Below are 25,898 nucleotides of genomic sequence, written 5' to 3' on the forward strand. Positions count from 1 at the left end.
GGGTTGGGTGAGGGTGTCGCCGCGATGGACTTTCCGTGGCGAAAGAGCCATCACCGCCCGCGCTTCGCGCGTCGACCTCCCCCGCAAGCGGGGGAGGTGAAGTAACCACGCGCTAGCCTTCCAGGAAATCCAGCAACGCCGCGTTGAACAGCACGGGATCCTGCAGGAACGCGAAGTGGCTGACATTGGGCAGGATCAGCAGGCCGGCGCCCGGAATGGTCGCGGCCATGTATTCGGTGTGCTCGCGCTTGATGCCCTCGTCATACTGGCCGTCCGCGATCAGCACGGGCGTGCGGATCGCGCGCAACTGCTCGTCGGTCCAGTTCGGCTGGGTCTCCCACATTTTCTCGATCTGGTGCAGGAACTGCTCGAACTCCTTCGGCGTCGGCGAGAGGCGCTCATATTCGCTCCTGGCGCGTGCGATGAACTGCGCGAAGGTCGGGTCCTTGTCGATATCCGGCTTCAGGCCCGAGGTCTGGGTGTTGGCACCGAACGCAAACACGCGAGTGACCCGATCGGGATGACGCATCGCCATATCCAATCCTATGATGGCGCCGTCGCTCCAGCCGACGATGGCGGCACGTGGAATCTGCAGATGATCGAGCAGCGCGACGACATCATCCGTCATCAGGTCGTAGCCGAACGGCTGTGCGTTGCGCGTGCTGCGGCCATGGCCGCGGCTGTCGACGAGAATGACGCGATGCTTGCGCACGACCTCCGGCACCTGCAGGCCGAAGTAGTCGGAGTTGGAAAGCCCGCCGTGGAGAAAGACCACCGGGCTTCCTTCGCCGAGGTCGACGTGAAACAGGCTGATGCCGTTCACCTGCGCCCGCGCGCTTCGTCCCGCGACCGGCGCCGGCGTCGCGGGTAGGCTTCGCCACCGTTCGGCCGCAGTGGCATAGCCGAACGGCGCCAGGCTGGCGAGAGCGGCGATGACAAAGTGACGTCGGTCCATGTTCATGGTCAATGCACGCTCCCGAAGGCCAACGGCCATGTTGCCTAGCCTATCACCATCATGCATGTCCGGCATCCTGCGCCGAGCGTGCCAGGAGCAGTTTGCCGCCGGCAACATACTGCCGTTGCTGCGCAGTGGCGTGCTGGGCGGCGACGTGAATGTCGCGCAAGCGCCGCGGCAGTGGCGAAGTCTCATAGACGGCGCTGCTTCCGGCAAGCGCGAAACACGCGTCGACGACCCGAACGCAGGTGGTGGCGATCCAGGTCGAGGCTTGCGTGCCCTCGACAAGAAGGCCTTCATCGTTCAGGGTTCCCGCGAGCGCGTGATGCCACAGACGTGCGGTCTGCGTCTCGCAAAAGGCCTGCGCTGCACTGAGGTCGGCGGAAATGCGGCCAAGCTCGTACTGGAATGTCTCGGAGTCCCGCATCGGCGTCGTTGCCCGGAACTGCTGCCGCCCCGTATGGGCCAGCGTGAGCAATTCGTCCACGGCGCCTTCGGCGATTCCGACGGCGAGCGCACTGTGAAACATCGGGAGCAAGTGCCTCACCGCCGGATAGAGCGGGCCCGGCACGCAGGGCGTACCGCCCTCGACATCGAAGAAATTCGCCGCGGGAACCAGCACGTCCCGCAGCACAATGTGATGGCTGCCGGTTCCCCTGAGACCGGCCGCATGCCAGGTGTCCTCGACTTCCCAGTTCTGCGCGGGCAACGCAAAGCCGCGGACCAGCGGCTGCCCGTGCGGACCGGCGACCGGTTTGCCGTGGTCGTCGGTCATAATGCAGAATCCCGCCATCCATTCGGCATGCCTGCAGCCGCTCGCGAACGGCCATCGGCCGCTGACCCGGAAGCCGCCCGCCGCAGGTTCGGCCGTTCCGGCCGGCTGCGCGGATCCGCAGACGGCGACGTCGGGTCCGTCCCGATAGATGCGGTCATAGGTTTCGCGTGCTTCCCAGGTCGCGAAAATGCTGCCTCCGCTGCCGGTCATTGCGGTCCAGCCGATCGAACCGTCAAGCCGGGCGAGGGTCCTGATGACCTCCAGCCCCGCCGGCAGGGCAAGTTCGAGCCCGCCATGGCTCCTCGGCACGCACATCCGGAAGATACCGACCGATTTCAGGTGATCGATGAGGTCGGCCGGGACGCAGCGTGCGGCTTCGATCTCGGCGGCGCGAGCCGTGATGTCCGGAGCCAATTTCCGGATGCCGGCGAGCATGGCGTTGTTGCCATCCGGCGTCGTCAGGGAACGAAGGTCACGAAATTGGTCTTGATGCAGCATCGGTCTCGACCTCTCTTGCGGTAAAGATTCGCATGAGAGAATGGAGACGCGGCGCTACGGCATGGTTTCAGCGGGATCGCTCTCGATTACATTCGTAACGCAGTGCAATCGGTCCGCTGCCCGGCGGGAAACGCTTCAAGAACCGGCCAGCGATGCCGCTGCAGCCGGTTGGGAGGGGGCTCGCCTTGCCGCACCGGCCGGCCTGCGCTTGCCGCGCCAGAGATAGATGCCGCTCGCCAGCACGACGATGGCCGCAAGATCGAGCAACGCCCAGATGATCTTGAGCGGCAAGCCGCCGTAATCGCCGAAATGCAGCGGGCGCGATACCTGCAGCGTCCGCAAATACCATGGCAACCCCTTCGCGGTGACGAGTTGGGCGGTCTCTGCATCGACCAGCACCGGCGTGAACAGGCGCGAGGTGATCGGCGTCGACCCCTTGGTCCAGATGATGAAGTGCCGCGGCGTGCCGAACGGCGCTTCGGTCGGCAGCACGACGCTGACAGGAGTGTTATCGCCGAGCGCTCCGCGCGCCGTGGCAACGACATCATCCATGGAAGCGAATTTCAGAATCGGCGGCTTGCCGAGATGCGGCGCGATCAATTCCGGCATCACCTGCGCGCGCCAGGCGTTGAACAGCGGCAGCGATATCGTGTTGATGACGCCGGTGAGGCCGACGGCGAACGCCCATACCAGGGTCACCGCGCCGATCAGATTGTGCAGGTCGAGCCATTTGGTCCGCGGCGCGCCGGCGCGTCGCACCTTCCCGAAGTCGAGCCGGCGCATGAACGGCGCGTAGAGCACGACGCCGGAGACGATGGCGGCCACGAACAACAAGCCCATGACGCCGAGGAACAACTCGCCCGGCAGTCCCATCAGCATGTCCCGGTGGAAGATGCGGATCGTCCGCATCAGCCCGCCTTGCTGCGCGTCTTCCGCGAGGATCTCGGCGGTCCGCGCATCGAAGGACAGCTTCAGGAAGCGCTGTCCCGGCGGCGGCACCGGCGTCTGCGACATGAAGACATTGATGATATTGGCGTGGTCGTCGTCCCAGTTCATCACCTGGACATAGCGTTCCGGATGGCGCGCCTTTGCCGCGTCGATCAGCCTGCTCAGCGAGGCCTCCGGGGTATCGGGAGGAAGCTCGCGCGCGGCAATCTCCGGCTCGAAGAGATCGTCGATCTCGTCGTGAAAGATCAGCGGCAGCCCGGTGATGCACAGCATCAGCATGAACAGCGTGCAGACAAGGCTGGTCCATTTATGGACCAGCGACCACCATTTCACGGACTGCACGGTCATCCCATCACCACCGGTAGGTCAATGTTGCCAACACCGTGCGGCCGACCGCCCAGCGACAGCCGCCTGCCGTGCAGAGCGAGACATAGGTGCGGTCGAACACATTGTTGACGTTCAGCGCCGCGCTCAATCCTTTCCACGCCTTGAACCGCATTCCGAAATCGTAGGAGAGCGCGGCGTCGAACACGGTGCTGGCGGGAACGATGTTGGCCAGCGCGGGGCTGTTTGCGACGATGGTCGGCACGGTGAGATTGTTGGCGTTGGTCGTATAGACGTCGCTGACGTAACGGACGCCGCCGCCGAGGCCGAAGCCGACCGCCGGACCATCCTGCACCACGTAATTGGCCCAGAGCGAGGCCGTGTGCATCGGCGTGTTGGCGAGCACCTTGCCGAAATTGACGTCCAGTGGCGCAGTGATCCGGTTGTCGAGGTAGGAGTATTGCCCGCGCAGGCTCAGGCCGGGCAGGGGGCTTCCGACCACCGATCCCTCGAAGCCGCGTGAGGTGACCTCGCCGACCTGGGAGGTGGAGTTGGGCGGGATGCCAGGGCCGGCAATCGCGCTCACCACGTTCTGCTGCTTCAGGTCGTAGAACGCAGCGGTGAAGATCAGGTTGTAGCCCACCGGCTGATACTTGACGCCGGCCTCGACCTGTTCGCCCGTGGTCGGCTTGTAGGGCTGGCCGTTGAGCAGTGTGCCGACGCTGGTCGGCTGGAACGAGGTCGAATAGCTGATATAGGGCGCAATTCCGACGTCGAAATTGTAGATGGCGCCGATGCGGCCGCTCGATTTCTCGTCATTGTTGATGACCCGCGTGCCGAGGTTCTGAGCCAGCGTATCGCCTTCGGCCCAGTCGTAGCGGATGCCGCCGAGCACGGTCAGCTTACCGAGCTTCGCCTCGTCCTGCACATAGATCCCGCGCTGCTCCAGGTGCTGGTCCAGGTTCTGGAACACCGACGTCGGCACTGCGATGTTCTGGGTGTAGTTCGGCGTCAGGATGTTGAGCGTGTTGGTGGGCGCGTAGCGCGCCAGGTTGTTGAAGTCGAAGCGCTGATAGTCGAAGCCGGCGAGCACGGTGTGCTGCAGCGGGCCCATGTTGAACTTGGCCTCGAGCTGGTTGTCTGCCGCGAAGGTATTGAGGTTTTCGTTGGTCGAGAAATAGCTTCGCGTGATGGTGCGGCCGTCGGCCAGGCGAAGGGTGGGGCCGGCGCCCGTTGTCGTGAACGCACCGGGCTGCACCTCAATATAATTGAGCTCGTTGTGCAGATAGCGCACGTTCTGGCGCACCGTGAAGATGTCGTCGAAACGGTGCTCGAATTCGTAGCCGATGGTCGCCTGCTTGTATTTCAGGCTCTCATAGTTGAAGTCGCCGGCGAAGAAGTTCCTGGAAATTTGCCCGTAGGTGCCCGGCACCAGCGTGCCCTGGATCGGCAGCAGCGCAAAGGCGCCACCCTTCGGGTCCTGCCGGTAGCTCGTGAGGAAGGTGATGGTGGTGTCGATGTCCGGCCGCCAGGTCCAGGCCGGTGCGATAGCGAATTTCTCCTCGCCGATATGGTCGACCTGGGTGTTGGCGCTAAGTCCGATGCCGGTGACGCGGTAGAGCAGCGTCTTGTCCTTGTCCACGGGACCGCCGACGTCGAACGCACCCTGGATACGGTCGAACGAGCCGGTCTGCAGCGAGACCTCTCCGAAGGGATTTTCGGTCGGCCGCTTGCTGACGAGGTTGAGGATGCCTCCGGGCGAAGCCGCGCCGTAAAGGATCGACGCCGGGCCGGTGATGACCTCGGCGCGCTCGAGCAGATAGGGGTCGACGCGCGGCGCACCGAACGGCCCGCCCTGCAGGCGCAGGCCGTCCAGATACTGCTCGACGGCGAACCCGCGTGCGTTGACTTGCTGGAAGCGGAAGTCGGTATCGTTGCTGAAATAGATGCCGGGCGCGTAGCGCAGGACATCGCGGAGGCTCTGCGCCTGGCGCGCATCCATTTCGCTGCGGGTGATGACGGCGACCGAAGCCGGTGTCGACATGATCGGCGCGTCGGTCTTGGTGGCGCCCGAGGCGCGGCTTGCGACGAAACCGCTGGTGCCGGCGTTGACGCGCTGCGCCGTCGATACCAGCGCGGGCTTTGCCTCCTGCGCCGTGCGACTGGCCTGTTGATTTGGCCGCTGGTTTGGATCGCGCCGCGCCGCTGTGTTGCGCCGAGTTTGCATCGGACGCTGAGCACGCGGCGCAGGCGCATCGATGTTGACCGGCGGCAGCGCCGACGCCCCTGATTGCCCCGCGTTCTGTGCCCCCGCCGGCGAGCCGGCCATCAGCAATCCGCTCAATGCAAGTATGCTTGCAGTATCTGTGAAAGTATTGAGTTGCGAAAGAGAGATAACACGACGCGCGGCGCCGTGCGCATTCCAAAACATGTCTGTGCCCCATCCGGCGAACATCGTGCCGGAGGAGTTGACGCTTGACCTCACGCGATGTTCGCAACCGTACGCGTCTTATGAGGGCACATTGGGCGCGTCGAGTTGTCGCGTTTTTGAATCGCTCGAAGTCTGCGGCAGAACAGAAGTTTCGAAGGCTTCTAATAAGTCGACTAACCGATCGGCGACGCTGTTGAATCCGTTGCGCGCACGCTCGCATGCGAGAACATCAGCCGTGATGCAATCGCGCGAAATTGCCGCTCGTTGTTGCACATCGAACACGACGGCTCCGTGCGCGCAGGTATCACCATGCTCGCTGCCGCGATCGCATCGGGAATATCAGGCAAGAATTGCGGGAGTTCTTGGTTGCGTGAGAGCAGTTCGACGATGCGCGGATCGATGAAGTGCTGCTCTCACTGCGACTGCGACTGCGATTGCCACTGGCCGGGGCGGCCGGCCTGCTCGACCTTGACTGCAACGGTGAGTGTTTCGGCGCCGCCGCCGTAACGGGTACCGCGCACGGGGGCGGCGCCGAGATAGTCGAGGCCGACGGCGACGCGGGCGTGGGCATCGGTGGTGCAGATGCCGTTGGCGGCGTCGAAACCCACCCAGCCGAGATCAGGCACATAGGCTTCCGCCCAGGCGTGGCCGGCGGCCTGGTTGACCGTGCCGTCGGAACGGAAGAAGTGGCCGGAGACGAAGCGGGCCGGCACGCCGCCGGAGCGCGCGCAGGTGATGAAGATGTGCGCGTAATCCTGGCACACGCCGCGCTTGAGCGCGAAAGCCTCCGCCGCGGTGGTGCCGCTGTTGGTCGGGTCCTCGTCGAACGCCATGCCGTCGTAGATCTGCAGCATCAGCGCGTGCAGGAAGCCGAGCACGTCGCCATCGGCCTCCGAGCGCAGTTCGCGGGTGAAGCTCGCCATCGCCGGGTTGATCTCGGTCAGCGCCGTCGGGCGCAGGAACAGGCTCGGCGGAAAACGCTCGTCGGTGCCGCGCAGCACGCCTCCGGTGTCGTGGGTCTCGATCTGCCCTTCGCAATGGATGGTGAGGTCGGCGAGCGCGCCGTGGGTCAAGACATGCGTGACATTGCCGAACGCATCCTCATGCGCGTCGAGTCTCGAGTCGGTCGAGACGTCGATCTGCCAGTCCGCGACATACTGGCCATCATGGCTCGTCGGCGTCATCCTGAGGATCTGGATCACGCCGGAAGCCTGGGGCTCGTAGCGATAGGTCGTGGTGTGGGCGATTCGCAGGCGCATGGCGTACCAACATCAGGTTGGGATCGTCATGCCCGGGCTTGTCCCGGGCATCCACGTCCTCGTCATTTGGCCGGCATAGCAAGACGTGGATGGCCGGGACAAGCCCGGGCATGACGGGCGTGTGGTTGCGGGCATCTTAGCCCATCAAATCAGATATTGCTTGGTGATGATCTCACCCAGGCGCGAATTGTCGGCAAGGAACTCCTGGATGAATTCATGCACTCCATGCTGGAAGATATCGTCCATATGGCTGTGCTCAAGCCTGTTGCGGATACCGCGGGCGTGGCGCTGGGCGGCGCCCTGGCGGCCATAGGCGACGCCGATCTGGTCGAGGTTGCGCACCAGATTGCCGTAGCAGCTCGCGAGCGACCGCGGCAGCGTGTCGTTGAGGATCAAAAGGTCCGCGATCAGCCAGGGTTTGAGCGTCTCGCGATAGACCCAGTGATAAGCCGTCAGCGCCGACACCGAGCGCAGGATCGAGGTCCACTGGTAATAGTCGAGCGGGCCGCCGACATGCTCCTCCTCGGGCAGCAGGACGTGATACTTGACGTCGAGAATACGCGCGGTGTTGTCGGCGCGTTCGAGATGCACTCCTAACCGCGAGAACCAATAGGCATCATTGCGCAGCATGGTCCGATAGGCGGAGCCGTCGAAACGCAGCGAAGTCTCCTGCACGAAGCGCAGGAATTTGGCCAGGTCCTCCCGGCTGCCGGTGCCCTTGGACCAGACCGCCTGCAACTCGATCCAGGCCGCGTTGATGGTGTCCCACATCTCGCTGGTCAGCGCGGTGCGCACCGAGCGCGCATTGAGCCGGGCCGCCTCGATGCAGTTCCTGATCGAGGACGGGTTGTCGGCCGCGAACGACAGATATTCGACGACGTTATGCTCGTTGGCTTCCTGGTAGTGCTCGTAGAAACTCTGGCCGACGCCGGCGGTCAGCAGCGCCGAGTCCCATTCATTGGTCTTGCCGATATAGGCCGCCGGCAGCGCGGTGACGCGCAAGGTGGCGTCGATGGTGCGCGCGAGATATTCCGCGCGCTCGACATAGCGGGCGAGCCAGTACAGGTTTTCGGCGGTGCGCGACAGCATGCGAAAGCTACTCGTCCAATATCCAGGTGTCCTTGGTGCCGCCGCCCTGGCTGGAGTTGACCACGAGCGAGCCTTCCTTCAGCGCCACCCGCGTCAATCCGCCCGGCACGATGGTGACGCGCTCGCTGCCGGTCAGCACGAACGGGCGCAGATCGACATGGCGTGGCGCCAATCCTTTCTCGGTGCAGGTCGGGCAGGTCGACAGCGCCAATGTCGGCTGGGCAATGAAGCCTTCGGGCTCGCGCTTGAGCTTGTCGCGGAACGCCTCGATGGTCGCCTTGGTCGCGGCCGGCCCGATCAGCATGCCGTAGCCGCCGGAGCCGTGCACTTCCTTCACCACGAGATCGTCGAGATGGTCGAGCACATAGGCGAGATCCTGCGGCTCGCGGCAGCGCCAGGTCTGCACGTTCTTCAGGATCGGCTCTTCGGAGAGATAGAATTTTACGATGTCGGGCATGTAGGAATAGATCGCCTTGTCGTCGGCGATCCCGGTCCCGACCGCGTTGGCGAGCGTGATGTTGCCGGCGGCATAGGCCGACATCAGCCCGGGCACGCCGAGCGCGGAGTCCGGGCGGAAGGTGAGGGGATCGAGGAAGTCGTCGTCGACGCGGCGATAGATCACATCGACACGCTTCAGCCCCTCGGTCGTGCGCATGAAGACTTCATCGTTCTTGACGATGAGGTCACGCCCTTCGACCAGCTCGATGCCGAGCTTGTCGGCGAGGAAGGAGTGTTCGTAATAGGCGGAATTGTAGATGCCGGGCGTCATCAGCGCGACAGTCGGCTCGGCGGCGGCGCTCCGCGGCGCGACCGAGCGCAAAGCGGCGAGCAGTTCGTCCGGATAACGCTCGACCGGCGCGACGCGGTGGCGGGCGAACAGATCCGGAAACAGCCGCATCATGATCTCGCGGTTTTCCAGCATATAGGACACGCCCGAGGGCGTGCGCGCATTGTCCTCCAGCACGATGAAGTGTTCCGGATCGGTCCGGATGATGTCGATGCCGGCGATATGCACATAGACGTCGTGCGGCACGTCCTGGCCGTTCATCTCCGGGCGGAAGACCGGGTTCTGGAAGATCAGGTCTTCCGGGATGATGTTCGCGCGCAGGATGTCGCGGCCGTGATAAATGTCGCGCAGGAACATGTTGAGCGCGAGCACGCGCTGCTTCAGCCCCTTTTCCAGCAGCGTCCATTCCTTGGCCGACAGGATGCGGGGAATCACGTCGAAGGGGATCAGCCGCTCCTGGGCCTCGGAATCGCCATAGACCGCAAAGGTGATACCGATCCGGCGGAACAGGAGCTCCGCTTCCTGGCGGCGATATTCCAGCGCATCCGGGGGCGTCTCCGTCAACCAGCGGGAGAGCTCCTGGTAGGCCTGGCGGATTTCGGCGCCGCCTTGGCCGTTCATCTCATCGAACGCAACTGCCATAAATCCTGACTGTCCTCCTCGGCCATGCGCCACAGTGCATGACTTGACGGGATGGTAGCAAGGGGCGGGCCAGCGGGATATGCATTGGCTGGCGACATTTGGTATGGGTGTCTCAAGGGGCTGCTCGAAAAACCGGCTGCCGTCTGCTTATTTCGGCAGCAAAGACCTGCGACTTCAAGGTGCTGCATCGGCAGGGCCGGGGCGGGAAAGGGTGAGGAAGAGACCATGAGCGAGATCGTCACGGCGGGCCTTCTGGTGATCGGCGACGAGATCCTGTCCGGCCGGACCAAGGACAAGAATATCGGCTTCATTGCCGAATACCTGACCAATATCGGCATCGACCTGAAGGAAGTGCGTGTCGTCGCCGATGACGAGCAGGACATCGTCGCCGCGCTGAATGCGCTGCGTCATCGCTATAGCTATGTCTTCACCACCGGCGGCATCGGCCCGACCCATGACGACATCACCGCCGATGCCGTGGCCAAGGCGTTCGGCGTCGGCATCGATCACCACCCGGAAGTGGTGGCGCGCTTCCGCGAGCGCTGGAGCGACCAGGACCTGAACGAGGCGCGGCTGCGGATGGCGCGCATTCCCGATGGTGCCGACCTGATCCAGAGCGCGACCATCCTGGCGCCCGGCTTCAAGCTCGGCAATGTCATCGTGATGGCGGGCATACCGACCATCATGCAGGCGATGATGGACATCGTCGCGCCGCGCCTGAAGTCGGGCGTGCGCATGCTCTCCGATTCGGTCCGCGCCAATGCGCGGGAAGGCGACATCGGCGGGCCGTTGCGGGAGATCGCCAAGGCCCATCCCGACACCATCATCGGCAGCTATCCATTCATGGACGAAGAGCAGCGGCCGAACACCAATCTGGTCGTCCGTTCCCGCGATCCGGACAAGCTCGCCGCCGCAATGAGCGCGGTGAAGGAGATGCTGGCGAACCTGCAGGCGACACGCTAAAGCGGCGCGGACAGACAGAAGGACTTTGGAGAGAGAGAGATGGCTGACAGTACCCTCAGCGCGCAGGAGCGGGCGGGCAAGGCCTTCCCGGTGTCCTGGGACCAGTTCCATCGGGACTGCCGGGCGCTGACCTGGCGGCTGAACGAGGTCGGGCCGTTCCAGGCGGTGATCGCGATCACCCGCGGCGGCCTGGTGCCGGCGGCGATTGTGGCGCGCGAGCTCGGCGTGCGCGTGATCGACACCGTCTGCATCGCAAGCTACGACCACACCAAGCAGGGCGATCTTCAAGTCCTGAAGGGCATTTCGGAAGCAACCGCCAAGCTTGGCGGCGGCACCGGCAAGGGCCTCCTGATCGTCGATGATCTCGTCGACACCGGCAAGACCGGCAAGATGGTGCGCGAGATGATGCCCGATGCCCATTTCGCCACCGTCTACGCCAAGCCGAAGGGCCGACCGCTGGTGGATACCTTCATCACCGAGGTATCGCAGGACACCTGGATCTTCTTCCCCTGGGACACCGCGCTTTCCTTCCAGCCCCCGATCCGCGACGGCGCGGCGTAGCTCTTATCTCGCCCCGCTTGCGAGGAGAGGTCGGATCGCATCGTAGATGCGATCCGGGCGAGGGGGACTCTCCGCGAATCCATCTGCATTTGTATTCGTGGACAGAGCCCCCTCATCCCGACCTTCTCCCCGTAAGAACGGGGAGAAGGAGAACTAACAATGCCCCTGCAGAACCGCGTCACGCCAACGGGCGACATCGTCGCAACGCCGCATCGCGGGTTGTTCACTGGCAATCGCGGCATCATCCATGATCCCGCGACCAGGACGCTGCTCGGCAAACGCTGGTCGAGCCCGGCCTGGCTCACCTGTCTCTGCGAATTCCGCGGATGGCGACGCAGGGTGATGGGTGGCCGAAGCTGGACCGAATTGTTCTTTCTCGATGAAGCCACTGCGTTCGCCGCCGGCCATCGCCCGTGCTTCTTCTGCCGCCGCGACGATGCCAACCGCTTTCGCGCCGCGTGGGCGCAGGGCAATGGTACGAAGAACGTCCGCGCCAGGGACGTGGATGCGGTGCTGCATCGCGAGCGGCTCGACCGCGGCAGGAAGCGTCTGCATCCGCTGCCGACGCCGCTGAAGGAATTGCCTGACGGCGCGATGGTGCAGGCAGGTGACGAGAGCTATCTGATCGTGAGCGGCGAGCCGCTGCGGTGGTCGTTCGCCGGCTATTCGCGCGGCGGCATCGACGCGGATGCCGCGCTGCTGCTGACGCCGCCATCGACGCTACGCGCGCTTACGGCCGGCTATCGGCCAGTGCTGCATCCGAGCGCGACGCAACTCGTAGCCCGGGTGGAGCGGAACGCGTGACCCGGGGCGCCTGCGTCAGCGTTTCGCGGGCGGTCCCGGGTTACGCTGGCGCTTCACTCGGGTGACGGCGCTACCGCAGCGGCTGGCCTTTTTCGTCGACGCTCATGCGGGAGTCGCGCAGCGTCCATTCCTTGATGATCTGGCGGCAGCGCGCGATTTCCGGCGTGTCGGGTTCTGGATTCTGCGAATGCGTTGTTCGGTCAACCAATGTCTGGCAGGCGTTGAGCTGGTCGCGCTCGCCGGCTTGCGCTGTAAAGCTTGCGGCGAGCAACGCGACAATGACCAACGCGCGCAACGAAGATATGGACATCAGGCCAACCGCTGCCGCGCCAGGCTGGCGCCTGCGCCGAGCGCCATCAGCTTGGCTTCGGCGATGTCGCGCCGCATCGGCGCCATGCCGCAATTGGTGGTCGCGATGATGTTGCTCTTCGGCACGAATTTCGCGACCGCCTCGATCACCTGAACCACGTCTTCCGCGGTCTCGACCACGTCGCTTGCGACATCGATCACGCCGGCCTGGACGATCTTGCCCGGCAGCAGCCCAAGCAGCTCGATCGGCACTTTCGAGTTGCGGCATTCGATCGCGACCTGCTGGATCGCGCTCTTGTCGATCGCAGGAAAGGTCTCTTCATATTGACGCCATTCGCTGCCCAGCGTCTCCTTCCAGTCGGTGTTGGCCTTGATGCCGTAGCCGTAGCAGATGTGCACGGCGGTGCCGCAGGTCAGCCCCTCTGCGGCGCGCTCCAGCGCCTTGATGCCCCAGTCGCGGACCTCGTCCATGTAGACATTGAAGGCGGGCTCGTCGAACTGGATCATGTCGACGCCATCGGCCTCAAGCGCCTTGGCTTCCTCGTTCAGGAGCTCGGCAAAGGCGAAGGCCATCTTGACGCGGTCGCCGTAGTATTTGTCCGCAATCGTGTCGATGATGGTCATCGGGCCGGGCAGGGTGAACTTGAGCTTGCGCGTGGTGTGGGTGCGGGCGACGCGGGCTTCATCGGCATGGACGCGTCCCCTGAGCTGCAGCGGCGCCACCACCTGCGGTACCATGGCCTTATAGCGGTCCTTGCGGATGCCCATCTCGACCTTGTGGGCGAAATCGATGCCCTCGACCTTCTCCAGGAAGCCGTGAACGAAATGCTGCCGCGCCTGCTCGCCCTCGGTGACGAGATCGATCCCGGCATCTTCCTGCAGCTTCAGCGCCAGCAAGGTGGCGTCGCGCTTGGCGCGCGCAAGCTCGGCGCCTTGCGACTTCCAGGGCGCCCACAGCGTATTGGGTTCGGCCAGCCATTCCGGCTTCGGCAAGGAGCCTGCGATCGTGGTTGGAAACAGCATGGATGGCCTCCCTCGGTTCGGATTGAGCGCCTCTCTGCCATGTCTTATGATCGAGGTACAGAACAAGAAATGTCCATGTGACCGCGCTTTGGGGAAACCATGATCGACCTGCATTACGCGCCGACGCCGAACGGCTGGAAGATATCGATCATGCTGGAGGAACTCGGGCTTCCCTATCGGGTCATCCCCGTCAATATCCGCGCCGGCGAGCAGTTTCGCCCGGAATTCCTGGCGATCAGCCCGAACAACCGGATTCCGGCGATCGTCGACCATGCGCCCGCCGACGGCGGCGAGCCGTTCTCGGTGTTCGAGACCGGCGCGATCCTGATCTACCTGGCCGAGAAGACTGGTCGCTTCCTGCCCGCGGATATGCGCGGCCGCTCCAGGGTCATCCAGTGGGTGATGTGGCAGATGGGAGGCTTGGGTCCAATGCTGGGCCAGCACGGCCACTTCGCGCTCTATGCCGCCGAAAAGATCCCCTATGCGATCGAGCGCTACCGCGACGAGGCGGCGCGGCTCTATGGCGTGCTCGACCGCCAGCTCGGCAAGACCGGCGCCTATGTCGCCGGCGAATACTCTATTGCTGACATCGCCTGCTTCCCCTGGACCATGACCCACAAGGCGCAGGGTTTTTCGCTCGACGACTACCCGAACATCAAGCGCTGGTACGCCCTGGTGCGTGCCCGGCCGCAGGTGCAGGCGGGGCTCGCGATCGGCAAGTTCGTCAAGGAACCGTTCGACGAGGAAGCGCGCAAGAACATGTTCGGCCAGCGCGCGAGGGAGATGCTACAGGGAAAATGATTCTCTCCCCTCATGGTGAGGAGGCGCGCAGCGCCGTCTCGAACCATGAGGCCCCGATGTCGCCCGTGGCCCATCCTTCGAGACGCGCGTTCCGCGCTCCTCAGGATGAGTCATCGCAATTGGTCATCACAAGTGAAACTAAAAGGAACAAAAGGAAACGCCACCATGATCGAATTCTTCTTCGACTGCTCCAGCCCCTGGACCTATCTCGCCTTCCACAACATCCAGCCGCTGGCAAAGGAGTTCGGCGCCGAGATCTCCTGGCGGCCGATCCTGGTCGGCGGCATCTTCAACACCGTCAATCCGAGCGTCTATGCCTCGCGCGAAGCGCCGGTGCCGCTGAAGGCGCGCTACATGAAGAAGGACCTCGCCGACTGGGCGCGCTCCGCAGGTCTTGCGATCAAGATGCCGCCGACGGTGTTTCCCGTGAACAGCGTCAAGGCGATGCGCGGCTGCATCTGGCTCGGCAACGACAGGATGGTGCCGTTCGCGCGCGCCGTGTTCGAAGCCTATTGGGGCGAGGACAAGGACATTTCGCAGGACACAGTGCTGACCGAGATCTGCAACAAGGTCGGCATCGACCCCGCGAAATTCTTTGCCGGCGTCAGTGAGCAGGCGATCAAGGATCAGCTCAAGGCCAATACGGACGAGGTAATGGCGCGCGGCGGCTTCGGCTCGCCGACCATCTTTATCGACAAGACCGACATGTATTTCGGCAATGATCGCCTGCCGCTGATCCGCGAGGCCTTGGCGCGCAAGACGGAGCGCGCGGCCTGATGCCGAAAGCCGTCGTCTGCCGCGAGCTCGGCCCGCCCGAGCGGCTGCGGCTGGAAACATTTGCGTCGGCGCCATTGAAGCCGGGCGAGGTGCGCATCGCGATCCGCGCCGCGGGGATCAATTTTCCCGATGTGCTGATGGCGGCCGGCGAATATCAGCTCAAACCGCCACTGCCGTTCACGCCGGGCATGGAAGCCGCCGGCGATGTGGTCGAGGTGAATGACGCCGGCAGCGTCAAGGTTGGTGACAGGGTGATCGTGAAGATGCGCCACGGCGCCTTCAGCGACGAGGCGGTAGCCGCACCGTCGCAGCTCACGCCGCTGCCGTCGAGCTTCGACTATGCTGAAGGCGCGACCTTCCTTGCCGCGCACGGCACCGCCTATCACGCGCTGATCGACCGCGGCCAACTCAGGCCCGGCGAGGTGCTGCTGGTGCACGGCGCCGGCGGCGGCGTGGGTCTTGCCGCGGTTGAGATCGGCAAGCTGCTCGGTGCCGTCGTGATCGCGGCTGCATCGAGCGAGGAGAAGCTTGCGATCGCGAAGGCGAGGGGAGCGGATCATCTCGTGCTCTACGAGCGCGAGCCGTTTCGCGACGCGGTGAAACGCATCACGGATGGCAGCGGCGCCGACGTCGTGTTCGATCCGGTCGGGGGCGAGGTGTTCGAGAACTCGATGCGCTGCATCAACTGGGGCGCGCGGCTGCTCGTCATCGGCTTCACCGGCGGCATCGGGCTGGCCCGCACCAATCTGTTGATGATCAAGGGCGCCAGCGTGCTCGGCATCCGCGCCGGCGAGGCCGTGCGCAGGAATCCGGCGCTCGGCGAGGTGCGCATCAAGGCGCTGACCGAATGGGCGGAAGCCGGCAGGGTGCGCCCGAACATCTCGCATCGTCTGCCGCTGGAAGACTATGCAAAGGCGATGCGCCTGCTGCTGGAGCGCAAGGCGATCGGCCGTGTGGCGTTGATGATGGGGTAGTTCTGCGTCGTGCTCCGCAAAGGCGGGGCATCCTGTACGCCGAGACCTTTCCGTGAATCTCGATCGCCTCTGGGATACTGGATCACCCGCCTTCGCGGGTGATGACGGACGCTGTCGTCACTTGCCGGCCTGCGCGTAGCCGAGGCACGTGCGCACGATCTGGCCGCAGACGGCATCCCGCGCGTCGCCGATGTCGGTATTCCCCGCGTATTGCACCTCCGTGACCTTGCCGCCGACGAAGCGGAGTTGCACGCGGCAATAGCCGTTCAACGGCTGGCCACCGAGGCTGAGTCCGGGCGGGATGGTGACGGCCGGCGGCGCCAGGCCCCCGGGGGCGCTGGCGCCGTGCTCGTACATCCAGATTTCACCGGTGCCGTCCTTGGCGGTTCCAGTCGGCAGTCCCGCACACATGCGGATGTTCGATTGATTGAGCCCGATCAGGCTTTCCCTGCCGCGCCGCGCCCATTCAGCGTCCCGTTCGGCACAGCCGGCGAGAACGAGGGGTGCCAGGATAAGCATCCGCAGGCGAGGTCGCATCGGTACCGATTCAATTTCGGGATTTGTACCGACGATATCGCGTTGCGAATTTGCGTTGCAGTGGAGCGGCGCGCCCGCCTCCATGCACACCCGGCATGGATCAAAAAACGGGCTGGCGCGTTATCGACACCCACTTTTACGGACCCGCCTTGAATCTTCCCTCCCGCAGGAACGCGATCGTCTGCGCGATTGCCTCCCCGTTGCGCACCAGCCACGGATGTGACGTGCGCACGACAACATGATCGGTCATGCCGTCGAGCTTCGCGTTCGCGACCGACACGCGCCCTTCGCTTTGCGCACCCTACGGCCCTCTCACTTATATTCGCGCTCCTGCCACCAGGGGAAATAGTCGGGCATGTCGGAAGAGACCTTGTTCTTGAACTGCGCCGGGCGCTTTTCCAGGAACGAGACCACGCCTTCCTTGACGTCATCCGAGCGGCCGCGGGCATAGATGCCGCGGCTGTCGACCTTGTGCGCTTCCATCGGATCGTCGGCGCCCAGCATGCGCCACATCATCTGGCGGATCAGCGCCACCGACACCGGCGCGGTCTTGGCGGCGATCTCCCTGGCCAGCGCGCGGGCGGTGGGCAGCAGATCATCCGGCGGCACCACCTTGCTGACGAGCCGGCCGGCAAGCGCCTCCTGCGCCGGGAACACGCGGCCGGTGTAGCACCACTCCAGCGCCTGCGAGATGCCGACGATGCGCGGCAGGAACCAGCTCGATGCCGCCTCCGGCACGATGCCGCGCTGGGAGAACACGAAGCCGAAGCGCGCGGCCTCACTGGCGATGCGGATATCCATCGCGAGCTGCATGGTGACGCCGATGCCGACCGCCGGCCCGTTCACCGCCGCGATCACCGGCTTGAGGCTCTTGAAGATGCGCAGCGTCACCTGGCCGCCGCCGTCGCGCACATTGGGATCGCTGTAGTCGACCGCGCCGTTCGGCAGGCGCTTCACCGGCCCGCGCCGGGCGTCGCGATCAAAGGTGTTGGCGCCGGAGGACAGGTCGGCGCCGGCGCAGAAGGCGCGGCCTTCGCCTGTGACGATGATGGCGCGGATCTCGTCGTCCTTGTCGGCGGCGTCGAAGGCGTCGATCAATTCCTGCTGCATCGTCGCATTGAAGGCGTTGAGCTTGTCCGGCCGGTTGAGCGTGATCGTGAGGATCTGCTCGGCGACCTCGTATTTGATCGTCTCGTACGCCATGGTGGTTTCCTTCCTTGTGTCAGCTTGTTGTCTGTTTCTAGCACGTCATTCCGGGGCGCACGCAAGCGCGAGCCCGGAATCCATTTATCCGCACCGTGGCGTGGATAGATGGATTCCGGGCCTGACCCTTCGGGTCATCCCGGAATGACATGCGGAGGCTATTATTTCTCGGGCGGCTGCGGCCAGGGCCGTTGCGGGCCGCGCAGGCCCTCGAAGGCCTTGGCCATGGCGAGCACGCCGATGTCGTCGAAGCGGCGGCCGATGATCTGCACGCCGATCGGAAAGCCGTTTTTGTCGTAGCCGCCGTTGATCGACAGCGCCGGATTCTCCGACATATTCCACGGCACGGTATAGCAGATGTGCTCGAACGGCTTGTCGGGATCGTTGAGCGGTGAGGCAAGCTCGGCCGCGAAGTTCACCACCGGCGAGACCGGCGAGATGATGTAGTCGAAATCGCAGAACAGTTTGGCTGCGGCTGCGCGGATCGCCATGGTCTGGTTGAAGCCGCGGATGACGTCGACGCCCGACAGCTTCGCGCCGGCTTCGCCCCATTTGTAGATATAGGGCAGCACCTTTGCGCGCTCTTCCGCCGACAGCTTTGACAGGTCGTCCCACATCCGCGCGCGCCAGAAATTGTCGAGACCATCGAGCATGTCCCGCGTGAAGAAGCCGTCGACCTCGGTGACGACGGCGCCGGCTGATTCGAAAGCTTTCGCCGCCTTCACCACGACGTCGCGCACTTCCTTCTCCAGCGCCTGCCCGACATCAAGATCGAGCATCAGGCCGAGGCGCATCTTGCGCGGCGACTTCTCCAGCGTCTTCCAGTTGATCTCGTGCGCGGGCAGGCTCATGCCGTCGCGGCGGTCGGGACGCGACAATACGCTCATCATCAGCACGGCGTCGTCGACGGTGCGGGTCATCGGGCCCGCGACACGGCCGACATAGGGCGGATCGATCGGCACGCGCCCGAGGCTTGGCTTCAGCGCGACCAGACCGCACCAGCACGCCGGCAACCGCACCGAGCCGCCGATGTCGGTGCCGAGATGCAGCGGGCCGTAACCCGCCGCGCCGGCCGCACCTGCGCCCGCGCTCGAGCCGCCGGGATTCTTGCTGAGGTCCCAGGGATTGCGGGTGAGGGGATGGAACGAGGAGAGTCCGGAAGAGAGCATGCCGTAGTCCGGCATCGTGGTCTTGGCGAAGATCACCGCACCCGCCTCGCGCAAGCGCGCCGCGGGAGGCGCGTCCTTCTCCGCCGGCACGTGCTTGACGCTGGCTGCGCCCAGCGGCACCGGCTGGCCCTTGGTGGCGACATTGTCCTTGATCGTTACCGGCACGCCGTCGAGCGTGCCCATCGGTTCGCCAGCCTGCCAGCGGTCCGTGGAAGCCTTGGCCACCGCGCGCGCGCCATCGGGGTCGTAGAGATAGAGCGCCTTGATGTGCGGTTCCCATCGCGCGACGTGCGCGATCACCTCGTCCAGCACCTCCAGCGGTGAGAACTGTTTCGCGCGGTAGCCGGCGATCAGGTCGGTGGCGGAAAGGTCGTGCAGCGAGGTGACGGCTTCTTCGGGGGCTGGTTTATGCATGGGCACCTACCGGCAAACGAGTCTCGATGATGCGTGCGAACATGCTGGCGCCGATCGGCAGGATCTTGTCGTCGAGGACATAGCCGGGATTGTGCACCGGCACCGAGCCGTCATGGCCGACCCAGAAATAGGCGCCGGGCACGGCCATCATCATGTCGGCGAAGTCCTCGCTGCCCATCTTCGGCTGCGAGCGGGTGATCACCTTTGACGGATCGACAATGGTGCGCGCGACCTGCTCGACCACGCGCGACTGCTCTTCCTGGTTGATGAGCACGCTGAAAATGTCTCTGATATCAACGGTGATCTCGACCTGGAATGTCGCGGCAATGCCGGCGCAGATCGCCCGCATGCGCTCGCGGATCAGCGCGCGCACCCCGTCGGAGAATGCGCGCACGGTGCCGCACAGCTTCGCATCGCCGGGAATGACATTGTAGGCCGAGCCAGAGTGGATCTGCGTGATCGACAACACCGCCGCCTGCAGCGGATCGACGTTGCGGCTGACGATGGTCTGCAGCGCCTGGCCGAGCGTCATCGCGATCACGACGGCATCCTTGGAGCGCTCCGGCATCGCGCCATGCGCCCCATAGCCCTGGATGGTGATGTCGAAGAAGTCGGCGCCGGCCATCGCCGGCCCCGGCAGGATCGCGATCTCGCCATGGTCGAGGTCGGGCGCATTGTGCAGGCCGTAGACCTCGTCGCACGGAAACTTCTCGAACAGCCCGTCCTTGATCATGGCGCGGGCGCCGCCAAGGCCTTCCTCGGCCGGCTGGAAGATGAAATGCACGGTGCCGTCGAAGTTGCGGGTTTCGGCAAGGTAGCGCGCCGAGCCGAGCAGCATGGTGGTGTGGCCGTCATGGCCGCAGCCGTGGAAGCGGCCGGGGATGGTCGAGCGCCATTTCAGGTTGGTGTTTTCTTCCATCGGCAGCGCGTCCATGTCGGCGCGCAGGCCGATGCGCTTGCCGCCATTGCCCTTGCCCTTGAGCACGCCGACCACGCCGGTGCCGCCGAGCCCGCGATGCACCTCGATGCCCCAGCTCGCGAGCTTCTCGGCGACGATGCCGGAGGTGCGGACCTCCTCGAAGCCGATCTCGGGATGGGCATGAAAATCCCGACGGATCGCCGTGAGTTCGTCGGCAAAGCCTTCGATGCGTTCGATGGTGGGCATTTGGTCGTTATCCGGTTGAACGTGATGTGTTGGCGGGCGTGAAGGCGGGGCCGTTCGGCTTGATGCGGATTCCCCGCCGCAATCTGGTCCACGGCAGCGACGCGGTGTCGGCCGGCATCGCGCCGGGGGCGGCGCAGATCAAAAGCTTTTCGGCGATCGGCTCGAAATCGGCGCGGAAATGCACCGAGCTCTTGTTGACGAGGATCGCCTGCTCGGTCGGCTCGATGCCGACATAACGGTACATCGCCTGGTCGGCGAGCTGCGCCTTGTGCGAGCTGACGACCACTCTGACATCGCCGATGCGCAGGCACGCGGATGGTCCCATGTCCATGTCGCGGCCGCCGTAATAGGGGCCGGGCGCCACGAACTTTCCATCCGAGAGCTGCTCGACGATGAAGGTTTCCTTGTAGGGTGCGTCCCCTGGGATCCCCGACTTGCCGCCGAGCGCGAGCGTCACGGTGGCGCCGACGCCCGCCGCATGCGCAACCTTCGCCGACTGCGGATCGTAGACCACACCGGTTGCGGCGCGCGTCGCATTGTTGCGCACCAGTGCGCGCAGCATGCCCGTGGTATCGGAGTCACCGCCGGCACCGGGATTGTCCTGGGTGTCGGCGATGATGATCGGCCTGGTCGCGGTCTTCGCCAGTTCCATCGCATGGCGGATGCCATCATCAGGCGAATAGATGCGGCCGTCGAAATCGTCCTCATGGCCCGCAATCAGCGCGGCAAGCTTGTCGGCGGCGGAATCAGCGTCGGCCTGCGTCCTGCCATAGGCGAACACGCTCGGCCCGCAATGTTCGAAATCGGCTGCGGGAAAGCCCGGTGCAAAGGACAGCGTCGGCACCGCATCGCTCTCCATCGCCGCGAGCTTCTCGTAGATGCCTTTGGTGGGCTGATCGTTGGTGCATTGCCAGCTGATCGGGATCAGGAACGGCAGTTGCCGGAACGCCTTGGCGAAGCGCTGCCTGGTCTTCAGCAGCAGCGCGAGATGTCTTGCGGAAGCGCGGCCGGTGTCGGCCATGTCGACGTGAGGGTAGGTGCGGTAGGCGATCAGCGCATCCGCATGCTCGACCATTTCGGGGGTGACATTGGCATGCAGATCGAGGCTCGCGACCAGCGGCAGGTCGTTACCGATCACCTTGCGCACGCGGGCGAGAATCTCGCCTTCGCCATCGTCGAGATGTTCGGTCACCATCGCGCCGTGCAGGTCGAGATAGACGGCATCGAGCGGACCGGCCTTGGCGATACCGTCGATCATTTCCTTGACGATGCGTTCGAATGCATCTTCGGTCACATGTGCCGACGGGCTCGCGCCGCAGGAGATCGTCGGAATCAATTCCCAGCCATTGGCTTCGGCCGCCTCGACGAATCCGGCAAGCCCGACATTGATCTTGCGCATCACCTTGAGCACGTCGGGGCCGTGCGCCATCGACGGCCAGCCGCCGCCGTGCACGAAATCATCATAGGTCGCCTTGGTCGGCGCAAAGGTATTGGTCTCGTGCAGGAAGCCGCCGACGGCGATGCGGGTCATTGATCAGGGTCTCGGAAAGGGGTCGTGGGGCGCGACGTTAAGCGTGTCACTGCGGCCAGCGCAAGCCGTGAAGCATTCCGGATTTGCATGCCGCATGGGCGTTGGGAATTGGCTCAGGCCATCCGCCGTCATTGCGAGGAGCGTAGCGACGAAGCAATCCATGTCTCCGCAAGCGGCGGCATGGATTGCTTCGCTTCGCTCGCAATGACGGGAGGAAATTACTCCGCCGCCTCAGCCACCGGGCGGAAATTGGCGAAATCCCAGCCGCGGCCGGGTGCGGCATCAAGTAGCGCCCTGGTGTAGGCTTCTTTCGGGTGAGTGAGCACTTCCGCCGCCGGCCCTTGTTCGACAACGCGGCCATGCTGCATCACAACGACGTCGTCGCAGATCTGTGCTGCGACGCGCAGATCGTGGGTGATGAACAGCAGAGCAATACCGAGCCGCTTCTGGATTTCATCCAATAGATCCAGCACCTGCGCCTGCACGGAGACGTCGAGCGCGGACACCGCCTCATCCGCCACCAGCACCTCGGGGTCCAGCGCGAGTGCGCGTGCAATGGCGATGCGCTGGCGCTGGCCGCCGGAGAACTGGTGCGGATAGCGCGTGATCGCGTCCGCCGGCAGGTGGACCAGCTCGAGCAGTTCGCGCGCCTTGTTCAGCGCCTCCTTGTGCGACATGCCGTAGTTGATCGGGCCTTCCGCGATCGACTCGCCGACGGTGACGCGCGGATTGAGCGAACGATAGGGGTCCTGGAAGATGATCTGGATCTTCTTGCGGTGCGGCTGCAGCAGCCGCCGCGACAGTTCGGAGATTTCGCGGCCGACCAGCCGCACGCCGCCGGAGGTCGGATCGATCAGGCGCACGATGCAGCGCGCTACCGTCGATTTGCCAGAGCCGCTCTCGCCGACGATGCCGAGCGTGCGGCCTTTGCGCAAGGTCAGCGTGACGTCCTTGGCGGCTGCGACCTCGCGGGTTTTGCCGAAGAACGAGCGCTCGCGATAGACCTTGCAGAGTTCGTTGGCCTCGAGCACCACCGGCTCCCTGGTCTCCTCGCGCGGCGAGCGCGGCACCAGGCTCGGCACCGAGGAGAGCAGGTTGCGGGTATACTCCATCGACGGATTGCGCAGAATGCTGTCCAGCGGCCCGCTCTCGACCAGACGGCCGTGACGCATCACCGCGACGCGGTCGGCGATCTCCGCGACCACGCCCATGTCGTGGGTGATGAACAACACCGCGGTGCCGTGGTCGCGCTGCAGGTCGCGGATCAAGGTGAGGATCTGCTTCTGGGTGGTCACGTCGAGCGCCGTGGTCGGTTCGTCCGCGATCAGGAGCTTCGGCTCGAGCACCAGTGCCATCGCGATCATGATGCGCTGGCGCTGTCCACCGGAGAGGCGATGCGGATAGGAGGCGAAGATGCGCTCCACGTCGGGCAGCCGCACGTGCTCCATCATCGCCAGGATTTTCCGTCGCCGCGCGCGGGCGTCGAGATCGGTGTGCACGCGCAGGACTTCGTCGATCTGGCGACCAACCGGCACCACCGGGTTGAGTGCCGTCATCGGCTCCTGGAAGATCATCGCCATCCGCGTGGCGCGCAACTGCCTCAAGCGGCGGTCGCTCGCGGTGAGCAATTCCTCGCCGACCAGCTTGACGCTGCCGCCGGTCGGCAGCAGCGCGCCCCGTTGCAACAGGCCCATCACCGTGAGCGACGTCACCGATTTGCCGGAGCCGCTTTCGCCGACCAGGCACAGCGTCTCGCGTTCGCGCACCTGCAGCGAAATGCCGTCGATGATGCGGCTTGCGCCCGGCTTCTTGCCGAGGGCGACGACGAGATTGTCGATGTCGAGGACGATGTCGGTCATGCACTCACTCTCTCGTCATTCCGGGCGCGCGTAGCGCGAGCCCGGAATCCATTTCTCCGCTTGCGTTCGTGGGCAGACGGATTTCCGGGTTCAATTGGGTTGAAGCCGTCACTTTCCGGCTCCCCGCTGCTTCATGCGCGGGTCGAGCGCGTCGCGCGCGGCGTCGCCGATCAGGTTCACGGAGAGGATCGCGATCGACAGCAACAGGCCGGGCCAGAAGATCAGGGACGGCTTGATCTGAAAATAGGCGCGGCCCTCGGCCATGATGTTGCCCCAGGTCGGGGTCTCCGGCGAGATGCCGGCGCCGAGGAACGACAGGATCGCTTCGGTGAGGACGGCGGAAGCGCAGACATAGGTGCCCTGCACGATCAGCGGCGCGATCGTGTTCGGCATCAGGTGCCGCCACATGATCTTCGGCAGGCTGGAGCCGAGCGAGATCGCGGCTTCCACATAGGGCTCCTCGCGCGCGGTGAGCACCACCGAGCGCACCAATCGCGCCACCCGCGGCACTTCGGGAATGGTGATCGCGACCAGCACGGTCCAGATGCTGGCACCGGACAGCGAGACCACGGCGATCGCGAGCAGGATGCTCGGGATCGCCATCAAGCCGTCCATGATCCGCATCATCACCGCGTCGACCCATTTGAAGAAGCCGGAGATGAGACCGATCACGAGCCCGATGCTGATCGAGAACACGGCGGCGCCGAGCCCGATCAGAAGCGAGATCCGGCCGCCATAGATGATCCGTGACAACAGATCGCGGCCATAGGCGTCGGTGCCGAGCGGGAATTCGGCGCTGGCCGGCTTCAGCCGCAGCGCCGGCGCGAGCTGCACCGGGTCATGCGGCGCCAGCAACGGCGCGAAGATCGCCATCAGGATGATCAGCGACAGACAGACCGTCGCGGCGGTCATGATCGGCGTCGAGGTCAGGAATCCGAAGCGGGGCCGCAGCGGCGTCGTGATCGGGAGCGACGGCTCGGGAAGGGTTTCGATCGCCATCAGTAGCGGATCCTTGGATCAAGCAGGGTATAGGCCAGGTCGATCAACAGATTGACGGCGACATAGATGCCTGACGTGAGCAGGATCATGGCCTGGATCACCGGATAGTCGCGCGCCAGCACCGCATCGACGGTGAGGCGGCCGATGCCGGGCAGGTTGAACACGCTCTCGGTGACGACGACGCCGGAGATCAGAAGCGCAAAGCCGCTGCCGATCACGGTGATGACGGGCACCGCGGCATTGCGCAGCCCATGCCGCAGCAGCACGCCCATCTCGCCGATGCCCTTGGCGCGCGCGGTGCGGATGTAATCCTCACCCAGCACATCCAGCATCGAGGCGCGCGTCATGCGCGCGATCAGTGCGACATAGATGAAGGACAGCGCGCAGGTCGGCAATATGATGCGCTCGAAGAACGGCCCGAAACCTGCAGTGATGCTGCGGAAACCCTGCACCGGCACCCAGCGCAGGTCGATCGCGAAGATCTGGATCAGGACGTAGCCGATCACGAACACCGGCACGGAGAAGCCGAGCACGGACAGTCCCATCACGAAGCGGTCGATCCAGGTGCCATGCTTCCAGGCCGCGATCACGCCGAGCGGCACCGCCACCACGATCGAAAGCACGATGGTGGAGAGCGCGATCGAGATCGAAGGCTCGATGCGCTGGCTGATCATCTTCAGCACCGGCACGTTCGAGATCAGCGACACGCCGAGATCGCCGTGCAGGAGTTTTCCGATCCAGGTGAAGAACTGGATGTGGAGCGGCTCGTTGAGGCCGAGCGAGGTTCTGATCCGTTCGAGCTGCTCCGGCGTGGCATTGTCGCCGGCGAGGATCGCCGCGGGATCGCCCGGCGTCAGCCGCAGCAAGAGGAACACGAACAGCGCCACCACCCCCATCACGGGAATAGCGGCAAGGATTCGGCGAAGCAGATATCCCAGCAATTTCGATCCATCAGATTAGGGTCATCGGGGTGACGTCGGCCGTTAACCTGAGTTCCGTCACCAGCGTAGCATTTCAGCAATTCCCGTGCCATCGGGTGGCGATGTGCGTTCAACACCCCGTCATTCGAGATGATCGCGGAATGACGGGAGCGTAGTCCGG

24 protein-coding genes are annotated in these 25,898 nt (G+C 64.6%); 6 read left to right on the top strand and 18 right to left on the bottom strand.

Annotated features, from left to right (window positions below):
* Positions 1–112 precede the first annotated feature (112 nt).
* The 7 genes from I6F35_RS36625 to I6F35_RS36655 form a co-directional block, all read right to left on the bottom strand.
* Positions 113–955 (bottom strand): alpha/beta hydrolase, encoded by an 843-nt coding sequence (locus I6F35_RS36625; protein WP_225122526.1) that lies wholly within the window; start codon positions 953–955, stop codon positions 113–115.
* A 58-nt stretch (positions 956–1,013) separates the two neighbouring features.
* A complete protein-coding gene (locus I6F35_RS36630; protein WP_225122491.1) occupies positions 1,014–2,228 on the bottom strand; it encodes an acyl-CoA dehydrogenase family protein in 1,215 nt (404 codons plus the stop codon).
* Positions 2,229–2,363: 135 nt separating this feature from the next.
* Positions 2,364–3,524 (bottom strand): PepSY-associated TM helix domain-containing protein, encoded by a 1,161-nt coding sequence (locus I6F35_RS36635; protein ID WP_225122492.1) that lies wholly within the window; start codon positions 3,522–3,524, stop codon positions 2,364–2,366.
* Between the two features lie 4 nt (positions 3,525–3,528).
* The gene (locus tag I6F35_RS36640) at positions 3,529–5,829 is read right to left on the bottom strand and encodes a TonB-dependent siderophore receptor (protein WP_225122493.1); all 2,301 of its coding nucleotides are present in this window, start codon (positions 5,827–5,829) and stop codon (positions 3,529–3,531) included.
* A 515-nt stretch (positions 5,830–6,344) separates the two neighbouring features.
* Complete coding sequence (locus I6F35_RS36645; protein ID WP_225122494.1) at positions 6,345–7,190, bottom strand: transglutaminase family protein; 846 nt, start codon at positions 7,188–7,190, stop codon at positions 6,345–6,347.
* A 144-nt stretch (positions 7,191–7,334) separates the two neighbouring features.
* A complete protein-coding gene (locus I6F35_RS36650; protein ID WP_225122495.1) occupies positions 7,335–8,279 on the bottom strand; it encodes an alpha-E domain-containing protein in 945 nt (314 codons plus the stop codon).
* Between the two features lie 7 nt (positions 8,280–8,286).
* Entirely contained in the window at positions 8,287–9,708 is a 1,422-nt protein-coding gene (locus I6F35_RS36655; protein WP_225122496.1) for a circularly permuted type 2 ATP-grasp protein, read from the bottom strand.
* A gap of 225 nt (positions 9,709–9,933) precedes the next feature.
* Here I6F35_RS36655 and I6F35_RS36660 point away from each other — a divergent pair, with 225 nt between their 5' ends.
* From I6F35_RS36660 to I6F35_RS36670, 3 genes are all read left to right on the top strand, one after another.
* Positions 9,934–10,671, top strand: coding sequence for a molybdopterin-binding protein (locus I6F35_RS36660; RefSeq protein ID WP_225122497.1), 738 nt, complete (start codon positions 9,934–9,936; stop codon positions 10,669–10,671).
* A 39-nt stretch (positions 10,672–10,710) separates the two neighbouring features.
* Entirely contained in the window at positions 10,711–11,232 is a 522-nt protein-coding gene (gpt, locus tag I6F35_RS36665) for a xanthine phosphoribosyltransferase (RefSeq protein WP_225122498.1), read from the top strand.
* 159 nt (positions 11,233–11,391) lie between these two features.
* Positions 11,392–12,036, top strand: a complete 645-nt coding sequence (locus I6F35_RS36670; protein WP_225122499.1) for a hypothetical protein — start codon at positions 11,392–11,394, stop codon at positions 12,034–12,036.
* A 70-nt stretch (positions 12,037–12,106) separates the two neighbouring features.
* Here I6F35_RS36670 and I6F35_RS36675 read toward each other — a convergent pair whose 3' ends face one another.
* Positions 12,107–12,346: a hypothetical protein gene (locus tag I6F35_RS36675; RefSeq protein ID WP_225122500.1), complete on the bottom strand. Its 240-nt coding sequence runs from the start codon at positions 12,344–12,346 to the stop codon at positions 12,107–12,109.
* Positions 12,346–13,368, bottom strand: coding sequence for a methionine synthase (locus I6F35_RS36680; protein ID WP_225122501.1), 1,023 nt, complete (start codon positions 13,366–13,368; stop codon positions 12,346–12,348). Before I6F35_RS36680 ends, I6F35_RS36675 begins: the two co-directional genes overlap by 1 nt.
* 99 nt (positions 13,369–13,467) lie before the next feature.
* Here I6F35_RS36680 and I6F35_RS36685 point away from each other — a divergent pair, with 99 nt between their 5' ends.
* From I6F35_RS36685 to I6F35_RS36695, 3 genes are all read left to right on the top strand, one after another.
* Complete coding sequence (locus I6F35_RS36685) at positions 13,468–14,169, top strand: glutathione S-transferase N-terminal domain-containing protein (RefSeq protein WP_225122502.1); 702 nt, start codon at positions 13,468–13,470, stop codon at positions 14,167–14,169.
* Positions 14,170–14,334: 165 nt separating this feature from the next.
* Positions 14,335–14,946 (top strand): 2-hydroxychromene-2-carboxylate isomerase, encoded by a 612-nt coding sequence (locus tag I6F35_RS36690; RefSeq protein WP_225122503.1) that lies wholly within the window; start codon positions 14,335–14,337, stop codon positions 14,944–14,946.
* Positions 14,946–15,920 carry an NADPH:quinone oxidoreductase family protein gene (locus I6F35_RS36695; protein ID WP_225122504.1) on the top strand — a complete coding sequence of 325 codons (975 nt, stop codon included), beginning with the start codon at positions 14,946–14,948 and terminating at the stop codon, positions 15,918–15,920. Before I6F35_RS36690 ends, I6F35_RS36695 begins: the two co-directional genes overlap by 1 nt.
* Positions 15,921–16,037: 117 nt before the next feature.
* On the opposite strand, the gene I6F35_RS36700 is transcribed toward I6F35_RS36695, so the two are convergent.
* The 9 genes from I6F35_RS36700 to I6F35_RS36740 form a co-directional block, all read right to left on the bottom strand.
* Positions 16,038–16,457, bottom strand: a complete 420-nt coding sequence (locus I6F35_RS36700) for a hypothetical protein (protein ID WP_225122505.1) — start codon at positions 16,455–16,457, stop codon at positions 16,038–16,040.
* A 136-nt stretch (positions 16,458–16,593) separates the two neighbouring features.
* Positions 16,594–16,737, bottom strand: coding sequence for a hypothetical protein (locus I6F35_RS36705; protein WP_225122506.1), 144 nt, complete (start codon positions 16,735–16,737; stop codon positions 16,594–16,596).
* A 32-nt stretch (positions 16,738–16,769) separates the two neighbouring features.
* Entirely contained in the window at positions 16,770–17,660 is an 891-nt protein-coding gene (locus tag I6F35_RS36710) for a crotonase/enoyl-CoA hydratase family protein (protein ID WP_225122507.1), read from the bottom strand.
* A gap of 161 nt (positions 17,661–17,821) precedes the next feature.
* Positions 17,822–19,243 (bottom strand): amidase, encoded by a 1,422-nt coding sequence (locus tag I6F35_RS36715; RefSeq protein WP_225122508.1) that lies wholly within the window; start codon positions 19,241–19,243, stop codon positions 17,822–17,824.
* Positions 19,236–20,408, bottom strand: coding sequence for a M20 aminoacylase family protein (locus tag I6F35_RS36720; RefSeq protein WP_225122509.1), 1,173 nt, complete (start codon positions 20,406–20,408; stop codon positions 19,236–19,238). Before I6F35_RS36720 ends, I6F35_RS36715 begins: the two co-directional genes overlap by 8 nt.
* 7 nt (positions 20,409–20,415) lie before the next feature.
* Positions 20,416–21,939, bottom strand: coding sequence for a M81 family metallopeptidase (locus I6F35_RS36725; RefSeq protein WP_225122510.1), 1,524 nt, complete (start codon positions 21,937–21,939; stop codon positions 20,416–20,418).
* Between the two features lie 218 nt (positions 21,940–22,157).
* Positions 22,158–23,798, bottom strand: a complete 1,641-nt coding sequence (locus I6F35_RS36730; RefSeq protein ID WP_225122511.1) for an ABC transporter ATP-binding protein — start codon at positions 23,796–23,798, stop codon at positions 22,158–22,160.
* A gap of 108 nt (positions 23,799–23,906) precedes the next feature.
* Positions 23,907–24,797 (bottom strand): ABC transporter permease, encoded by an 891-nt coding sequence (locus tag I6F35_RS36735; RefSeq protein ID WP_225122512.1) that lies wholly within the window; start codon positions 24,795–24,797, stop codon positions 23,907–23,909.
* The gene (locus I6F35_RS36740) at positions 24,797–25,738 is read right to left on the bottom strand and encodes an ABC transporter permease (protein ID WP_225122513.1); all 942 of its coding nucleotides are present in this window, start codon (positions 25,736–25,738) and stop codon (positions 24,797–24,799) included. The genes I6F35_RS36735 and I6F35_RS36740 overlap by 1 nt, the downstream gene beginning before the upstream one ends.
* Between the last annotated feature and the right edge of the window lie 160 nt (positions 25,739–25,898).

The sequence above is a fragment of the Bradyrhizobium sp. BRP22 genome (genome assembly GCF_020194175.1).
In the GTDB taxonomy this organism is placed as follows: Bacteria; Pseudomonadota; Alphaproteobacteria; order Rhizobiales; family Xanthobacteraceae; genus Bradyrhizobium.

Bases quoted from the DNA above. Each gene is read 5' to 3' on its own strand.
- I6F35_RS36625 (WP_225122526.1), bottom strand. From the start codon at position 955: ATGGACCGACGTCACTTTGTCATCGCCGCTCTCGCCAGCCTGGCGCCG.
- I6F35_RS36630 (WP_225122491.1), bottom strand. From the start codon at position 2,228: ATGCTGCATCAAGACCAATTTCGTGACCTTCGTTCCCTGACGACGCCG.
- I6F35_RS36635 (WP_225122492.1), bottom strand. From the start codon at position 3,524: ATGACCGTGCAGTCCGTGAAATGGTGGTCGCTGGTCCATAAATGGACC.
- I6F35_RS36640 (WP_225122493.1), bottom strand. From the start codon at position 5,829: ATGGCCGGCTCGCCGGCGGGGGCACAGAACGCGGGGCAATCAGGGGCG.
- I6F35_RS36645 (WP_225122494.1), bottom strand. From the start codon at position 7,190: ATGCGCCTGCGAATCGCCCACACCACGACCTATCGCTACGAGCCCCAG.
- I6F35_RS36650 (WP_225122495.1), bottom strand. From the start codon at position 8,279: ATGCTGTCGCGCACCGCCGAAAACCTGTACTGGCTCGCCCGCTATGTC.
- I6F35_RS36655 (WP_225122496.1), bottom strand. From the start codon at position 9,708: ATGGCAGTTGCGTTCGATGAGATGAACGGCCAAGGCGGCGCCGAAATC.
- I6F35_RS36660 (WP_225122497.1), top strand. From the start codon at position 9,934: ATGAGCGAGATCGTCACGGCGGGCCTTCTGGTGATCGGCGACGAGATC.
- gpt (WP_225122498.1), top strand. From the start codon at position 10,711: ATGGCTGACAGTACCCTCAGCGCGCAGGAGCGGGCGGGCAAGGCCTTC.
- I6F35_RS36670 (WP_225122499.1), top strand. From the start codon at position 11,392: ATGCCCCTGCAGAACCGCGTCACGCCAACGGGCGACATCGTCGCAACG.
- I6F35_RS36675 (WP_225122500.1), bottom strand. From the start codon at position 12,346: ATGTCCATATCTTCGTTGCGCGCGTTGGTCATTGTCGCGTTGCTCGCC.
- I6F35_RS36680 (WP_225122501.1), bottom strand. From the start codon at position 13,368: ATGCTGTTTCCAACCACGATCGCAGGCTCCTTGCCGAAGCCGGAATGG.
- I6F35_RS36685 (WP_225122502.1), top strand. From the start codon at position 13,468: ATGATCGACCTGCATTACGCGCCGACGCCGAACGGCTGGAAGATATCG.
- I6F35_RS36690 (WP_225122503.1), top strand. From the start codon at position 14,335: ATGATCGAATTCTTCTTCGACTGCTCCAGCCCCTGGACCTATCTCGCC.
- I6F35_RS36695 (WP_225122504.1), top strand. From the start codon at position 14,946: ATGCCGAAAGCCGTCGTCTGCCGCGAGCTCGGCCCGCCCGAGCGGCTG.
- I6F35_RS36700 (WP_225122505.1), bottom strand. From the start codon at position 16,457: ATGCGACCTCGCCTGCGGATGCTTATCCTGGCACCCCTCGTTCTCGCC.
- I6F35_RS36710 (WP_225122507.1), bottom strand. From the start codon at position 17,660: ATGGCGTACGAGACGATCAAATACGAGGTCGCCGAGCAGATCCTCACG.
- I6F35_RS36715 (WP_225122508.1), bottom strand. From the start codon at position 19,243: ATGCATAAACCAGCCCCCGAAGAAGCCGTCACCTCGCTGCACGACCTT.
- I6F35_RS36720 (WP_225122509.1), bottom strand. From the start codon at position 20,408: ATGCCCACCATCGAACGCATCGAAGGCTTTGCCGACGAACTCACGGCG.
- I6F35_RS36725 (WP_225122510.1), bottom strand. From the start codon at position 21,939: ATGACCCGCATCGCCGTCGGCGGCTTCCTGCACGAGACCAATACCTTT.
- I6F35_RS36730 (WP_225122511.1), bottom strand. From the start codon at position 23,798: ATGACCGACATCGTCCTCGACATCGACAATCTCGTCGTCGCCCTCGGC.
- I6F35_RS36735 (WP_225122512.1), bottom strand. From the start codon at position 24,797: ATGGCGATCGAAACCCTTCCCGAGCCGTCGCTCCCGATCACGACGCCG.